The following is a 15,177-nucleotide window of genomic DNA, read 5'->3' as shown; positions in this document are numbered from 1 at the left end:
TTATTTACATTCACAACGGCGTGACGCCGTATGGAGAGCCACATGGCCTACACCGCAGATGTCAATCGATGGCGCGGCCCGGACGACGACCAGTATTATCGACGACCGCATATGCTGGAGACGCCCTGGCATCCCGGCTGGATCGCCGTCACCGTGCTCGGCTTCATCATCTGGTGGCCGATCGGACTTGCCCTTCTCTTTTTCACACTCGGGAGCAGAAAGATGGCGTGTTGGAGCCCTGATCGCTGGCAGAACAAGATGGACCGGATGCAGTGGAAGATGGAGCGGATGCGCGACAAGATGGAGCGCCGCGGTTTCGGCTTCGGCTTCTCGGCCCCCTCCAGCGGCAACCGTGCGTTCGATGAATACCGCATGGAGACGCTGCAGCGCCTCGAGGAGGAGCAGCGCGAGTTTCGCGAGTTCCTGAGCCGGCTGCGCCATGCCAAGGACAAGGAAGAGTTCGACGCCTTCATGGCCCAGCATCGGCAGCGCCCGACGCCGCCAAACGATCAGCCGCAGGGCCAATAGGCTGAAGTTCAAGGTTGATCTCGTGACGGTTTAGCCTCAGGTCGATCAGCCCCCCGCCTGATGGCAGTGAAGCGCCCGCCGGTTGTATAAGCCGGCGGGCGTTTTGCTGCGGGCGTGGAACTTCCGCCTTTCAGAGAGCGGTTCCTGAGTGTTTCGGCCTGGACGGCCTTAGCGCGAGACGACGCGCTGGCGCCCTGCGGCGTCTCGGCGCGGCCGGCAACAGCGGCTTGAATCCCAAACATTTGATTGTAAAAGCGTATTAAGGGGCTGCGGCGGCTCGGCTTTCGCCGACGAAAGTTGCCGCTGGTAACTCCGCGTTAACCGCGGTTGGGGTTTGGTTGGACGTGTAGCGCCTGCGCAAACAGCCCTTGTTTTGACATGATGGCGGGGGAAGGAGGCCAGGGCTTCGGCGGGCCTCCCAAGCGACCAGGACAGGGCTTTTCGCGCAGGCGCGCAAACCGCCGCGATTGCAGCCGCCGTGATGACGGCTGCCGCATGGTCCCGCAGGGTCGGGACAGTTGAGAGGATGCTGTCAATGAACCCGGCCGAAGTGGGTCAATCCGCCCTTCCGGTTGTCTCCGGCGACGTCTCGCTGATCGCGTTGTTCTGGCAGGCCCATTGGGTCGTGAAGCTGGTCATGCTCGGCCTCATCACCTGCTCGGTCTGGGTCTGGGCGATCGCGATCGACAAGATCTTTCTTTACTCCCGCACCCGCCGCTCGATGGACCGCTTCGAGCAGGCGTTCTGGTCGGGCGAGTCGATCGAGGAGCTTTACCGTGCGCTGTCGGCCAAGCCGACGCAGTCGATGGCGGCCTGCTTCGTCGCCGCGATGCGCGAGTGGAAGCGCTCCTTCGAAAGCCATGCGCGCTCCTTCGCCGGCCTGCAGATGCGGATCGAGAAGGTGATGAACGTCTCGATCGCGCGCGAGATCGAGCGGCTGGAGCGGCGCCTGCTGGTGCTCGCCACCGTCGGTTCTGCAGGTCCTTTCGTCGGCCTGTTCGGCACCGTCTGGGGCATCATGTCGAGCTTCCAGTCGATCGCCGCCTCGAAGAACACCTCGCTCGCGGTGGTCGCGCCCGGCATTGCGGAGGCGCTGTTCGCCACCGCCATCGGCCTCATCGCGGCCATCCCGGCGACGATTTTCTATAACAAGTTCACCTCGGAGGTGAACCGGCAGGCCCAGCGGCTGGAAGGCTTCGCAGATGAATTTTCGGCCATCCTGTCGCGTCAGATCGACGAGCGGGGCTGAGGGCGGGTATAGTGTGACCGCATGGCGAGCACCACGATGAGCACCCCGACATGGGCATGAGCATGGGAAGCGCCTCCGGCGGCGGTGGCCGTCGGGGCGGCCGGCGCAAGGCTGTCATGGCGGAGATCAACGTCACCCCCATGGTTGACGTGATGCTGGTGCTGCTCATCATCTTCATGGTGGCGGCGCCGCTGCTCACCGTGAACATCCAGGTCGATCTGCCGCAGGCGCAGGGCGGCTCGGCCTCGACGGCCGATGCCAAGCCGCCGCTCGAGGTGACGGTGAAGAAGACCAGCGGCGGCTGCCAGTCCAAGGTCGACGTCTATCTCGGCGACACCCAGATCGCGCTCAATGAGCTCGAGCCGAAGATCAAGGCGATCAAGGATTCCAATGCCGGCGGCGAGAACGTGGTCAAGATCCGCGGCGATCGCGACGCCTGCTATTCCGACATGATGAAGGTGCTGGGGCTCGCGCGCGACGCCGGCTACCGCGCCAGCATCGTGGTGATTCCGGATCAGGGCTCATGACGGCAAAGGACGTCATCAGCTTTCTTCGTACGCGCAGGGGCACGGTGCTGTCCGTGGCCCTGCATGTCCTCGTGGTCGGCTGGGGTCTGTTCTCCTTCTCCGCGCGCTCGGTCCCGGTGCCGCCGCCGGAGGATCTCGTGCCGGTGGACGTGATCTCGGAGGAAAGCACCAAGTCCAAGCTCGGTCATAAGGAGGGCAAGAAGGAGCATCCGAAGCCGCTCGCGGACAAGATCGGCGAGGTCAAGCCGACCGAGGACATCGTCGGCAAGGTCGATCCGAAGCCGGTCACCGAGACTGATTCCGCGCCGACGCCGCTACCGAAGCCGGAGAAGCCCGTCGAGAAAAAGCCGGATCCGCCAAAGCCCGTTGAGAAGAAGCCTGATCCGCCCAAGCCTGTGGTCGAGAAGAAACCCGATCCGCCCAAGCCCGTCGCGCAGGACAAGCCGAAGCCCGAAGAGAAGAAGCCCGAGGCCTTCAATCCGGATCAGATCGCAAGCGTCCTGAACAAGGACAAGGCCAAGCAGCCTCCGAAGCCGCAGCAGGCCGAGGCCGCACAGCCGGAACCGCCCAAGCACAAGAGCGAGCGCAAGTTCGACTACGAGAAGATTGCAGAAGCGATCAATCAGAAGGACCCGACCCGGCGTGCGGCGACCGGTAGCGAGCTCAACGCCCATGCAGCGCTGGGAACCGCGACCGGCAACGCGGTCGCGAACGTCGCGAGTTGGCAGGCCGCTTTCCAGGATGCGGTCAGCCGCTGCTTCAACACGCCGTTCAATGGCGTGGACGAGGACAAGATCGAAGTCGATATCGACATTCAGATGCGCCCCGACGGATCGCTCGCCGCGGTTCCCGCGGTTGTCGCCATGAGAGCGCCGAACAGGGCGGTCGGTCTGGCGATGGCCGAGAGCGCCAAACGCGCGGTCGAGAATTGTCAGCCATACGCGTTTCTGCCGAAGAACCAGTACAACGACTGGAAGCTGATACCGACGACATTTAACCTCAAAATGATGAATTCGATGCGAGGCCGAACTTGACGACACCTCCGAGGAGCAAAGCCGGTGTGATTACGCGACGCCAGGTGGTGGCGGGTGCGGGGGCCGCGTTCGCGGCGCTGGGTATCGGACCCGCGTTCGCGCAGTCGGGGCAGGGGCGACTGTCGATCCAGCCAAGCGGTGAATTCAGACCGATCCCGATCGCGATCCCACCCTTCGTGCCGGGCGGGCCTGGCGATGGCGACGTCGCCAACGGCATCTCGCAGGTCATTACCAACAATCTGAAGCGCAGCGGCTTGTTCTTGCCGATCGATCCCTCCGCCTTCATCGAGCGCATCACCAATTTCGATGCCGTGCCGCAGTTCGCGAGCTGGAAGCAGATCAACGCGGATGTGCTGGTCACGGGACGGGCGACGCGGCAGGGCGACGGCCGGCTGAAGGTCGAATTCCGGCTGTGGAGCGTCGCCTCCGGCCAGCAGCTCGCCGGCCAGCAATATGTCACGGCGCCGGAATATTGGCGGCGGATCGCTCACATCATCTCCGATCAGATCTACACGCAAGGGACCGGCGAGAAGGGCTATTTCGACAGCCGCGTCGTGTTCGTCGACGAAAGCGGCCCGTCGGAGCGCCGCGTCAAGCGGCTCGCGCTGATGGACCAGGACGGCGCCAATGTGCGTTACCTGACCCGCGGCGCCGACCTCGTGCTGACGCCGCGCTTTTCGCCGTCGAGCCAGGACATCACCTATATGGAATTCGGACAGGGCGATCCGAAGGTCTATTTGTTCAACATCGAGACCGGCCAGCGCGAGATCGTCGGCAATTTCCCCGGCATGTCGTTCTCGCCGCGCTTCTCACCGGACGGCCAGCGCATCATCATGAGCCTGCAGCAGGGGGGCAATTCCAACCTGTTTGTCATGGACCTGCGCTCGCGCACCACGACACGTCTCACCGACACGCCGGCGATCGATACCTCGCCGTCCTACTCGCCCGACGGCAGCCAGATCTGTTTCGAAAGCGATCGCGGCGGCAAGCCGCAGATCTATGTGATGCCCGCCAGCGGCGGGCAGGCGCAGCGCATTTCGTTCGGCAACGGCAGCTACTCGACACCGGTGTGGTCGCCGCGCGGCGACTATATCGCCTTCACCAAGCAGGGCGAGGGCCAGTTCTCGATCGGCGTCATGAAGACCGACGGCTCGGGCGAGCGCATTCTGACCGCCGGCTTCCACAATGAGGGGCCGACCTTCGCGCCGAACGGCCGCGTGCTGATGTTCTTCCGCGATCCCGGCGGCAATGCCGGGCCGTCGCTCTACACGATCGACGTCTCCGGCCGCTTCGAACAGAAGGTGCCAACCCCAGGCTACGCCTCAGACCCGGCCTGGTCACCGCTGTTGTCCTGAGCACTGCAAGTTCCTGCTCGGCGATATTTCTCGCCGGGCATGTCGTGTTCACGTTTTTCGATGTCAGTTGTTCTGTCAGCGATTGCCAGTCATGTCCTCCCGAGATCAGTTTCTTGGTTCAGATCCGAGGCCGACGCGCCGCAACGTGATCCTGGCCATGGCCGGCCTTGCGGCCCTGCCCGGACGTGTGCTCGGGGAGCAGCGCATCACCATCACCCCGGGCGAGTTCGTGCCGATCCCGATCGCCGTTCCGCCTTTTCTGCCCGGCAGTCCTGCCGATACCGAGATCGCCAATGGACTCGCGCAGGTCATCACCAATAACCTGACGCGCAGCGGCCTATTCGCGGCGGTCGATCCTTCGGCCTTCCCCGAGCGCATTGCCGATATCGACACGGCGCCGCAATTCGACGGCTGGCGCACGGCAAAAGCGCAGGCCGTGGTGGTGGGGCAGGCCAAGAAGCAGGACGATGGGCAGATCCAGGTCGGCTTCCGGCTGTGGGACATCGAGACCCGGCAAGACCTGGTCGATCGGGCCTTCAGCTCTCCGCCGCAGAACTGGCGGCGCATCGCCCACCTCATCTCCGACCAGATCTACACCCGCATGACCGGCGAGCAGGGCTATTTCGACAGTCGCGTCGTGTTCGTCGACGAAAGCGGCCCGTCGGATCGCCGCATCAAGCGGCTCGCGCTGATGGACCAGGACGGAGCCAATGTGCGCTATTTGACGCGCGGCGCCGAGCTGGTGCTCACGCCGCGCTTCTCGCCGTCGAGCCAGGCGATCACCTATATGGAGTTCGGACAGGACGATCCGCAGGTTTGCCTGTTCAACCTCGAGACCGGCCAGCGCGACGTCGTCGGCAACTTTCCCGGCATGTCGTTCTCGCCCCGCTTCTCGCCGGACGGGCAGAGCATCGTCATGAGCCTGCAGCAGGGCGGCAACTCGAACCTGTTCGTGATGGATCTGCGCTCGCGCGTCACCACGCGGCTCACCGACACGCCGGGGATCGACACCTCCCCCTGCTACGCGCCCGATGGCAGCCAGCTCTGTTTCGAGTCCGATCGCGGCGGCAAGCCTCAGATCTATGTGATGCCCGCTGGCGGCGGCGAGGCGAAGCGCATCTCGTTTGGGGAGGGAACCTACTCGACCCCGGTCTGGTCGCCGCGCGGCGACTTCATTGCCTTCACCAAGCAGGGCGGCGGGCAGTTTTTCGATCGGCGTCATCAAGCCGGACGGCTCCGGCGAGCGCATTCTGACCTCGGGCTTTCATAACGAGGGGCCGACCTTCGCGCCGAACGGCCGCGTGCTGATGTTCTTCCGCGATCCCGGCGGCGATGCCGGGCCGTCGCTCTATACGATCGACATTTCCGGCCGCTTTGAGCAGAAGGTGCCGACGCCGGGCTACGCCTCCGATCCGGCCTGGTCGCCGCTATTGTCGTGACGATTTTGAGGCTATGAACTTCTGGTTGAGATCGGCGCCTTCGGCGGTCAGCAGATAATCTGCTGATTTGGTGGGCAAAAGCCGACCGTCGCCCGGCTGTGGCAAGGTTCCGGTAACGATGTTCGCTCAGAAAGGCTTCATCTGCCACCGGTAATACTCCGCGCGGAACAAGACGCGTGCGGGTCGAATGCAGCTTGCAACTCAGGACGGCGATGCCGATCAGAAGATGTCGCCCGCGATCCACGCGGCGTTGATCGATTCGCTCTTTCAGGATCCCGGCCCGATGTTCGCTGGCGCGCTCTGCGCGGCGGTCGCGGCCGTCATGACCGCCGTCAAGAGCGGTGATCCCACGCTTTGGCCCTGCGTCGTCCTGCTGATCCTCGTCGGCGCGTTTCGCTCGCTCGACATGCGCCACTATGCGCGCCTGCGCGACTCGGGCCGGCTGTCGCAGACGGCGGTCGCGCGCTGGGAGCTCAGATACCAGGTGGGCGCAATGATGTATGCGCTCGTGCTCGGCGTCTGGTGCCTCGCCGCCGTCACCGGCAGCGACGATGCGGTCGTTCATCTGATCGCGATCGCCGTCACGCTTTGCTATATGTCGGCTGGGGCCGGCCGTACCTACGGACGCCCCTGGATCTTCCATGTCCAGATCCTGCTGGCCTGCGGACCGCTGACCGTCGCTCTCGTGGCCAATGGCAGTCCCTATTATCTCGGAATGGCGGCCTTCTGCGTGCTGTTCTTCCTGTCGCTGAAGCACATCTCGACCAATCTGCAGAAGATGTTCGTCCAGGCGTTCGTCGCCCGCGAGGGCGAGGCGGCGCTTGCCAGCCAGTTCGACAGCGCGCTGAACAACATGCCCCACGGGCTTTGCATGTTCCGCGCCGACGGGCGGCTCGCGGTCATGAACCATCGCTTCAGCGAGATGATCAGCCTGCCCGACGATCTGACGCGTCAGGGCGCCGACGCCGAAAGCATCGTCAATGCCTGCGTGCTCGCAGGCTCGATCTCGGCGGCAAACGGCAAGGTGATCCTGGAGCAGATCAAGAACAGCCAGCCACACGACATCGTCACCAGCGATCCCGATGCGAGGCGCGATCGCTCGCTGGCCTGGACCTTCCAGCCGAAGGTCGGCGGCGGCGCGGTGGTGCTGCTCGAGGACATCACCGAGCGCCGCCAGGCCGAGGCCCGGATCTCGCATCTGGCGCGCTATGACGAGCTGACCGCGCTGCCGAACCGCGTCTCGTTCCGTGACGAGATCGAGCGGCTGCTCACGCGGCCGCAGCCGGATGGTGAGCTGTCGGCGTTGTTGTTCGTCGATCTCGATCAGTTCAAGCAGGTCAACGACACGCTCGGCCATCCCTGCGGCGACCAGCTGCTCTGCGCGGTCGCCGATCGGCTGCGCGAGATGCTGCGGCCGGAGGATTTCGTCGCCCGCTTCGGCGGCGACGAATTCGTGGTGTTCCAGCGCGGCATCCGCTCCAACGACGACGCCGCGACGCTGGCGCGGCGCATCGTCGACCGCTTGAGCGAGCGCTATAAGATCGACAACCACCTGGTCGAGATCGGCGCCTCCGTCGGCATCGCGCTGACGGCGCCGGGCATCAGCGCCGACACGCTGCTCAAGAACGCCGACATGGCGCTCTACCGGGCGAAGGCCGACGGCCGCGGCACCTTCTGCTTCTTCCGCGACGAGCTCGCGCAGACCGTGGAGGCGCGCCGCATTCTCGAGCTCGACCTGCGCAAGGCGCTGGCCAACGAGGAGTTCGAGCTGTTCTACCAGCCGCTGGTCAACCTCAAGTCCGGCAAGATCTCGACCTGCGAGGCGCTGCTGCGCTGGAACCATCCGGTGCGCGGCACCGTGTCTCCGGTCGACATCATCCCGGTCGCCGAGGACATGGGCCTGATCGTCGATCTCGGCCGCTGGATCCTGCGCCGCGCCTGTCTGGAATGCATGAAATGGCCGGAAGGGGTCTGTGTCGCTGTCAATTTCTCGCCGCAGCAGTTTCATCAGCGCGACGTGCTGAGCGAGGTGCGCTATGCGCTCGAGGTCTCGGGCCTGCCGCCGCATCGGCTCGAGATCGAGATCACGGAATCATCCTTGCTGCGCAACACCCAACTGACGCACGACGTGCTGTCGCAGCTGCATGCGATCGGCGTGCGCATCTCGCTCGACGATTTCGGCACCGGCTATTCGAGCCTCAGCTATCTGCACAACTTCCCGCTGCAGAAGGTGAAGATCGACCGCTCCTTCCTGGAGGGCATCGACAGCGATCGTCCGCTGACCCTGCTGCGTGGTGTCGCCCGGCTGTCGGCCGATCTCGGCATGTCGGTCGTGGTGGAGGGCATCGAGACCAACGAGCAGCTTGAGCTGATCAGCGTCGATGGCACCGTGAGCGAGGCGCAGGGCTATCTGTTCAGCCGGCCGGTGCCGGCGGTGCGCATCCGCCAGCTGCTGAATGCCTCCCATGGCCGCCGGCCGGCGGACGAGCCGAAGCTCGTCGTGGTCGCGCGCTCGATCGCCTGATCGGCCGCCATCGATTTCGTACATGTGGTCTTCGTACATCTTGAGATGGCCGAGCTCGATGCCGCCTGCCGCAGTTAACCCTATAAAAGTCTAATCTTTGCGTCTTCGTTAAGGAGCTGTTAACGTTCTTCCCTGCCCGTGAGAGTTGTGTGCGTGCGTGAGGGGGGTTGGATGTCGGCAGCTGAGGCGAGCAGCACAGCTTCCATGAGGGGTTTGGAGTTACTGGATCAGGTCGATTATCGATTGGTGCAGACCGCGGAAGAAAAAGAGCAAGTCTATCAGCTTCGCTATCGCGCTTACTTGCGCGAAGGCGCGATCCTTCCCTCCGACAGCGGTCGGGTCACGGACGAATATGACGATCTGCCGAACAGCTTCATTTTCGCAGTCTATGTCGGCGGCGAGCTCTGCAGCTCGATCCGCGTCAGCATCCTCACACCGCAATGGCGCGAGTCGCTGTCGGCGGGCATGTTCTCGGATCTGCTCTATCCGGAGCTGGATCAGGGCAAGGTGATCGTCGATCCGACCCGCTTTGTCGCCGACTATGAAAAAGCGCGCCGCCTTCCGGCACTGCCCTATGTCACCGTCCGTCTCGGCTACGTCGCCTGCGCCCATTTCAACGCGGATATTGGCCTGGCCAATGTCCGGCCCGAGCACCGGGCCTTCTATCGCAAGGTGTTCCTGCAGGAGCCCTGGGGTGAGCCCCGACGCTATGGTGGTCTGATCAAGCCGGTCGGCCTGGTCGCCGCGCATTATCCCTCGATCCGCGACCGCGTGTTCCAGCGCTTCCCCTTCATGCGCTCGAGCGCGTTCGAGCGGCGCATGCTGTTCGAGCGCCCGGGGCAGGCGGCTTCCATCAGACCTCCGCTTCCTCAATTGGCCCCGGCCATCGCAGCCGGTTGAATCGTCGGACGCGCAAGGCTGTGCTGATTCGGCCCGCTTCGCGTGGAAAATGAACAAAACGTCCGCCGCCTAGCGCGGCAAGACTGCCATACCTAGCAAAAAACGACGCAATAGGCGCGGGTTCCGGGCGGGCCGCCGCTTGCCTTCACCCTCGCGCCACATTTACAAACGATTAACCATCGCGGTCGCTTTCCGCCGATTGTTGGCATTTGAGTCGGGCTGGCAAGACCTCATCAAGGTTGACGGAACGTTCGCTTAACCATCGCCCTGTAGACCGGATGACAGTCTAGAACGTGAGCGTGGAGGCTCTCGGAATGAAATATCAGATGCGTATCCTCCAGGGATTGAAGCTGGCCGCCGTGCTCGCGGTCGCGCTGTCGATGGGCGCCTGCGCCAACAAGAATCTGACCGGTACCGACGCCATGGCGAGCGCTGCCACGCCCGGCAGCCAGCAGGACTTCGTGGTCAATGTCGGCGACCGCGTGTTCTTCGAAAGCGACCAGACCGACCTGACGCCGCAGGCGACCGCGACGCTGGACAAGCAGGCGCAGTGGCTGCAGACCTATCCGCGCTATCAGTTCACCATCGAAGGCCACGCCGACGAGCGCGGCACCCGCGAGTACAACATCGCGCTCGGCGCCCGGCGCGCCCAGTCGGTGCGCAACTATCTGGCCTCGCGCGGCATCGATCCGAGCCGGATGCGCACGATCTCCTACGGCAAGGAGCGCCCCGTCGCGGTCTGTAACGATATTTCCTGCTGGTCGCAGAACCGCCGAGCGGTGACGGTCCTGAACGCCAGTTCATGAAGCTGAACGTCGCTGTCCGTTAGCTTGCAATCAAAGGCCGGCGCGCCCTCGCGCCGGCCTTTTTCGTTTGCGTTTCGCTCGAACGTCATTTGTATGAATCGCGTTTTTGACGTAGTCCGTGTCCCAATGAGGCGGGCTTCACCGCGCGCGTCACGCTGATCCGGTCGTCAGGGCAAGATGTCATCCATTTTCCAATACGGACGCACCACTGCGGCGATTGCCGCGCTGGTGCTGTTGTCGTCGCAAGCATTGTCTCAGCGGGCCATGTCACAGGTCCTGACACAGGCCGATGAGGATCCGGAGGTGCGCATCGAGCGGCTGGAAAACCAGCTCCGTCAGCTCACCGGTCAGAATGAGGAACTGCAATACAAGAACCGCCAGCTCGAGGAGCGGCTGCGGCAGCTCGGGGGTGGCCAGGCCGGCGCGCCGGCCGGCCAGCCGCCGGTTGCAGCAGCGCAGCCCGGTTACGGGCAGGGCGGGCAGCCGGCTTACAACCCCCCGCCGCAACAGCCGCAATATGGCGCCCAGCCGCAGCAGAATTATCCGCAGCAAGCCTATCCGCAGCAGGGCTATGGCCAGCCGCAGGGCGGGGCGCCCGCGCCGATCGTGCAGGAGCAGGCTGCAGGTGGTCGCGGCCGTGGTGATGCCTTCGATCCCTCCCAGAATCCGAATGCGCCCGGAGCGCCGCGCGCGCTCGGCGGCGGCCAGCTGCCGATGCAGCAAGGCGGTGGCGGGCCGACGAACTTCGCCAACACCGGCGGCGGCCGTTATCCGCAGGGCGGCCCGCCGCCCGCGGCACCGGCTCCGGGCGGCGGCGCGGGCGGGCTCGACACCCTGCCGCCCACGGCGACGCCGCGCGACGAATACGACCTTGGCATCGGCTACATGCAGCGCAAGGACTATGCGCTCGCCGAGCAGACCATGCGCAACTTCACCCAGAAGCATCCCGGTGACCCCTTGGTCGGCGACGCGCAATATTGGCTCGGCGAGAGCTTCTATCAGCGCCAGCAATATCGCCAGGCGGCCGAGACCTTCCTCGCCGTGACCACCAAATACGAGAAGGCCGGCAAGGCGCCCGACGCGCTGCTGCGCCTCGGCCAGTCGCTCGCCGCGCTGAAGGAGAAGGAAGCCGCCTGCGCCGCGTTCGGCGAGGTAACGCGGAAATATCCGCGCGCCTCCGCCGGCGTCAAAGCCACCGTCGACCGCGAGCAGAAGCGCGTGAAGTGCTGAGGCCTGCGCGCGCATGACATGCGCGTGTCGATTGGTAGCGCCACGTCAATTAGTGCTGTCGTCCCGGCGAACGCCGGGACCCATAAACACAGTTGGGCGTGGATAGGCTCAAGCTGTCGCTCCCGCACATTTCAACAATTTCCGCCGGTGGTTATGGGTCCCGGCGTTCGCCGGGACGACAGTGGAGTTTGTGGTTCGCTCCGCCCGCGCCTAATCTTCCGCGCAATGGTACAGCACAAGATTCCGCAACCCAAAGGCTCCGACGACGATCGCCCGATCTCGGATGCAGATGCTGCGCGGCTGTTCGCGGGATTTGCTAATGCACCCGCGCTGGTGCTTGCGGTGTCCGGCGGACCCGATTCGATGGCGCTGATGTGGCTCGCCGCGCGTTGGCGGAAAGCGCAGGCGAAAGGGCCGCAGCTCGTCGTGGTGACGGTCGATCACGGCCTGCGGCCGGAGGCGGCGCGCGAGGCCCGCGTGGTCAAGCAGGCGGCGCGCAGCCTCGATCTGCCGCACCGGACACTGCGCTGGCGCGGCGACAAGCCCGATACCGGCGTGCCGGAAGCCGCGCGCGCGATGCGCTATCACCTGCTCGCCAAGGCTGCTAGGGCTGCGGGTGCCAGCCATATCCTCACGGCACATACCCGAGACGATCAGGCCGAGACGCTTCTGATGCGGCTATTGCGCGGCAGCGGCATCGCCGGACTGGCGGCGATGGCTGCGGTCAGCGAACGCGACGGGCTGCTGCTCGCCCGGCCATTGCTGGATGTGCCCAAAGCGCGGTTGATCGCGACGCTCAAGGCTGCGCAGCTCGACTTCGTCGACGATCCGACCAACAGAGACGTGACGTTTACCCGGCCGCGGCTGCGTTCGCTGATGCCGACGCTGGCCGCCGAAGGTGGCGATGCCCGCAATTTGGCGCGGCTGGCGGCGCGCCTTGCCCGTGCCAATGCCGCGCTCGAGGTGCTGGCCGATGGCGCCGAACGGTATCTGGCGCTGATCGGACGAAAACCGTCTCTCATCGGCCAGCATGGCGAGATCTATGACGCGCGCGCCTTCGCACGCCTGCCGGACGAGGTGCGGCTGCGGCTTCTGATGCGTGCGATCGATCGTTTCGGCACCGAGGGTCCGGTGGAACTGGGCAAGGCGGAAACCTTGCTCGCTGCCTTGGATCAAACCCTGAATCACGCGTCTGGCGACCGGACTTTTGCGGGGATTGCCGGGAGTGGCGCAGCGGCGCGGGGCAGGTTAAAACAGACGCTGGCCGGGGCATTGGTCAGCGTCGGAAAGGGCTGGATCCGCATCACGCCCGCACCGCCGCGCTGTGCGCGCCGGAGCTGATCGTCCAAGCGGGCGACGGATCCTTTCGGCGCGCCTTAACCACCTGCCAGGACGCAGCTTTCCGGCGTCACTTTTTACGCGGGAATCAGGCCAGGATGCGCTAAATAGTCCCGTGTGGTTCCCTTGGCATTGATGCGAGCGGCACCTAGATTATGGGACGATCGACCGGGGGATTCCCTCGTGGCTACCTGGACATAAAGTCCGTAAAGGTCGAAGGACAGACGGCCGCGATCCGCGCGACCACGAAGGAAAATCGATGAACGCCAATCTGCGCAATTTCGCCCTTTGGGTCATTATTGTCCTGTTGCTGTTGGCGCTGTTCACGCTCTTCCAGAACCCGGGTCAGCGCGCCTCCTCGACAGACATTTCATTCTCGCAGCTCCTGACCGAGGTCGATCAGGGCCATGTGCGCGACGTGCAGATCCAGGGGCCGGAGATCCACGGCACCTTCACCAACGGCACCTCGTTCCAGACCTACGCGCCGAACGACCCGAGCCTCGTGAAGCGCCTGTACGACGCCAAGGTGCAGATCACCGCGAAGCCGCCGGGCGACAACGTGCCGTGGTTCGTGTCGCTGCTCGTCTCGTGGCTGCCGTTCATCGCGCTGATCGGCGTCTGGATCTTCCTGTCGCGCCAGATGCAGGGCGGCGCCGGCAAGGCGATGGGCTTTGGCAAGTCGCGCGCGAAGATGCTCACGGAAGCGCATGGCCGCGTCACCTTCGAGGACGTCGCCGGCGTCGACGAGGCCAAGCAGGATCTGCAGGAGATCGTCGAGTTCCTGCGCGACCCCGGCAAATTCCAGCGGCTCGGCGGCCGCATTCCGCGTGGCGTGCTCCTGGTCGGTCCTCCCGGCACCGGCAAGACGCTGATCGCGCGCGCGGTCGCGGGCGAAGCCAACGTGCCGTTCTTCACCATCTCGGGTTCGGACTTCGTCGAGATGTTCGTCGGCGTCGGCGCCAGCCGCGTCCGCGACATGTTCGAGCAGGCCAAGAAGAACGCGCCGTGCATCATCTTCATCGACGAGATCGACGCGGTCGGCCGTCATCGCGGCGCCGGCCTCGGCGGCGGCAATGACGAACGCGAGCAGACGCTGAACCAGCTCTTGGTCGAGATGGACGGCTTCGAGGCCAATGAAGGCGTGATCCTGATCGCCGCGACCAACCGTCCCGACGTGCTCGATCCGGCCTTGATGCGTCCCGGCCGCTTCGATCGCCAGGTCGTGGTCTCGAATCCCGACATCATCGGCCGCGAGCAGATCCTCAAGGTTCACGTCCGCAAGGTGCCGTTGGCGCCGGACGTCAACCTCAAGACCATCGCGCGCGGCACGCCCGGCTTCTCCGGCGCCGACCTGATGAACCTCGTCAACGAGGCGGCCTTGACTGCGGCACGCCGCAACAAGCGCATGGTGACGCAGGCCGAGTTCGAGGAGGCCAAGGACAAGGTGATGATGGGCGCCGAGCGCCGCTCGATGGTGATGACGGAGGAGGACAAGCTCCTCACCGCCTATCACGAGGCGGGCCACGCCATCGTCGCGCTCAACGTGCCGAGCCATGACCCGATCCACAAGGCCACCATCATCCCGCGCGGTCGCGCGCTCGGCATGGTGCAGTCGCTGCCCGAGAGCGATCGCCACTCGCACACCCGCGAATGGTGCGTCTCCAAGCTCGCGATGGCGTTCGGCGGCCGTGAGGCCGAGGTGCAGAAGTTCGGTCCCGAGAAGGTGACCAACGGCGCCACCGGCGACATCCAGCAGGCGACGGGCCTCGCGCGTGCCATGGTGATGGAATGGGGCATGTCGGACAAGCTTGGCCGCGTGCGCTACCAGAGCAATGAGCAGGAGGTGTTCTTAGGGCATTCGGTGGCGCGCTCGACCAACATCTCGGACGACACCGCACGCCTGATCGACTCGGAGATCCGCAGCCTGATCGAGGCCGGCGAGCAGGAAGCGCGCCGCATCATCACCGAGAAGCGCGATGACTGGGAGAAGATCGCCCAGGCGCTGCTCGAATACGAGACGCTGACCGGCGACGAGATCATCGACCTGCTCAAGGGCAAGAAGCCCAACCGCGAGTCGGTCATCGAACCCTCGACGCCGCGGGCCTCCGCAGTGCCGCCGGCAGGCCGCCCACGCCCGCGTCCCGATCCGGACCCGGGCCTCGAGCCGCAGCCGCAGGCCTAGTCCTCCGACTGCGCTACCCAATCAAAGCCCGGCCTTGTGCCGGGCTTTTTGTTTGTTTGGCTCGC

At 64.8% G+C, this 15,177-nt stretch carries 11 protein-coding genes and 1 pseudogene; all 12 read left to right on the top strand.

From position 1 onward, the window contains the following. The first annotated feature begins 42 nt into the window (after window positions 1-42). The 12 genes and pseudogenes from P6U24_RS33585 to ftsH all read left to right on the top strand — a co-directional run bounded on the left by P6U24_RS33585 (window position 43) and on the right by ftsH (window position 15,112). Window positions 43-528 (top strand): DUF2852 domain-containing protein, encoded by a 486-nt coding sequence (locus tag P6U24_RS33585; RefSeq protein ID WP_407156680.1) that lies wholly within the window; start codon window positions 43-45, stop codon window positions 526-528. A 535-nt stretch (window positions 529-1,063) separates the two neighbouring features. Continuing rightward, the gene (gene tolQ, locus P6U24_RS33580) at window positions 1,064-1,777 is read left to right on the top strand and encodes a protein TolQ (RefSeq protein ID WP_407156679.1); all 714 of its coding nucleotides are present in this window, start codon (window positions 1,064-1,066) and stop codon (window positions 1,775-1,777) included. A 50-nt stretch (window positions 1,778-1,827) separates the two neighbouring features. Then, entirely contained in the window at window positions 1,828-2,304 is a 477-nt protein-coding gene (locus P6U24_RS33575; RefSeq protein WP_407156678.1) for an ExbD/TolR family protein, read from the top strand. Continuing rightward, entirely contained in the window at window positions 2,301-3,338 is a 1,038-nt protein-coding gene (locus tag P6U24_RS33570; RefSeq protein ID WP_407156677.1) for a protein TolA, read from the top strand. The genes P6U24_RS33575 and P6U24_RS33570 overlap by 4 nt, the downstream gene beginning before the upstream one ends. 26 nt (window positions 3,339-3,364) lie before the next feature. Beyond that, entirely contained in the window at window positions 3,365-4,693 is a 1,329-nt protein-coding gene (gene tolB, locus P6U24_RS33565) for a Tol-Pal system beta propeller repeat protein TolB (protein ID WP_407156676.1), read from the top strand. A 67-nt stretch (window positions 4,694-4,760) separates the two neighbouring features. After that, window positions 4,761-6,132 (top strand): annotated as a pseudogene (gene tolB, locus P6U24_RS33560) (Tol-Pal system beta propeller repeat protein TolB). Window positions 6,133-6,319: 187 nt separating this feature from the next. Then, complete coding sequence (locus tag P6U24_RS33555; RefSeq protein WP_407156675.1) at window positions 6,320-8,656, top strand: putative bifunctional diguanylate cyclase/phosphodiesterase; 2,337 nt, start codon at window positions 6,320-6,322, stop codon at window positions 8,654-8,656. A 204-nt stretch (window positions 8,657-8,860) separates the two neighbouring features. Beyond that, window positions 8,861-9,556 carry an N-acyl amino acid synthase FeeM domain-containing protein gene (locus tag P6U24_RS33550; RefSeq protein WP_407156674.1) on the top strand — a complete coding sequence of 232 codons (696 nt, stop codon included), beginning with the start codon at window positions 8,861-8,863 and terminating at the stop codon, window positions 9,554-9,556. Between the two features lie 314 nt (window positions 9,557-9,870). Then, entirely contained in the window at window positions 9,871-10,362 is a 492-nt protein-coding gene (gene pal, locus P6U24_RS33545) for a peptidoglycan-associated lipoprotein Pal (protein ID WP_407156673.1), read from the top strand. Window positions 10,363-10,539: 177 nt separating this feature from the next. Further along, complete coding sequence (ybgF, locus tag P6U24_RS33540; protein WP_407156672.1) at window positions 10,540-11,592, top strand: tol-pal system protein YbgF; 1,053 nt, start codon at window positions 10,540-10,542, stop codon at window positions 11,590-11,592. A 225-nt stretch (window positions 11,593-11,817) separates the two neighbouring features. Beyond that, window positions 11,818-12,933, top strand: coding sequence for a tRNA lysidine(34) synthetase TilS (gene tilS / locus P6U24_RS33535; RefSeq protein ID WP_407160680.1), 1,116 nt, complete (start codon window positions 11,818-11,820; stop codon window positions 12,931-12,933). A gap of 256 nt (window positions 12,934-13,189) precedes the next feature. After that, on the top strand, window positions 13,190-15,112 hold the full coding sequence (ftsH, locus tag P6U24_RS33530; protein WP_407156671.1) for an ATP-dependent zinc metalloprotease FtsH: 1,923 nt from the start codon (window positions 13,190-13,192) through the stop codon (window positions 15,110-15,112). Window positions 15,113-15,177: the final 65 nt, after the last annotated feature.

The sequence above is a fragment of the Bradyrhizobium sp. STM 3557 genome (genome assembly GCF_045571465.1).
GTDB lineage: Bacteria > Pseudomonadota > Alphaproteobacteria > Rhizobiales > Xanthobacteraceae > Bradyrhizobium.
This window is presented reverse-complemented; position numbering and strand designations above follow the sequence as displayed.

What these genes read in the sequence shown, in the direction of transcription:
- P6U24_RS33585 (WP_407156680.1), top strand. Translation starts at nt 43, where the DNA reads ATGGCCTACACCGCAGATGTCAATCGATGGCGCGGCCCGGACGACGAC.
- tolQ (WP_407156679.1), top strand. Translation starts at nt 1,064, where the DNA reads ATGAACCCGGCCGAAGTGGGTCAATCCGCCCTTCCGGTTGTCTCCGGC.
- P6U24_RS33575 (WP_407156678.1), top strand. Translation starts at nt 1,828, where the DNA reads ATGGGCATGAGCATGGGAAGCGCCTCCGGCGGCGGTGGCCGTCGGGGC.
- P6U24_RS33570 (WP_407156677.1), top strand. Translation starts at nt 2,301, where the DNA reads ATGACGGCAAAGGACGTCATCAGCTTTCTTCGTACGCGCAGGGGCACG.
- P6U24_RS33555 (WP_407156675.1), top strand. Translation starts at nt 6,320, where the DNA reads ATGCAGCTTGCAACTCAGGACGGCGATGCCGATCAGAAGATGTCGCCC.
- P6U24_RS33550 (WP_407156674.1), top strand. Translation starts at nt 8,861, where the DNA reads ATGAGGGGTTTGGAGTTACTGGATCAGGTCGATTATCGATTGGTGCAG.
- pal (WP_407156673.1), top strand. Translation starts at nt 9,871, where the DNA reads ATGAAATATCAGATGCGTATCCTCCAGGGATTGAAGCTGGCCGCCGTG.
- ybgF (WP_407156672.1), top strand. Translation starts at nt 10,540, where the DNA reads ATGTCATCCATTTTCCAATACGGACGCACCACTGCGGCGATTGCCGCG.
- tilS (WP_407160680.1), top strand. Translation starts at nt 11,818, where the DNA reads ATGGTACAGCACAAGATTCCGCAACCCAAAGGCTCCGACGACGATCGC.
- ftsH (WP_407156671.1), top strand. Translation starts at nt 13,190, where the DNA reads ATGAACGCCAATCTGCGCAATTTCGCCCTTTGGGTCATTATTGTCCTG.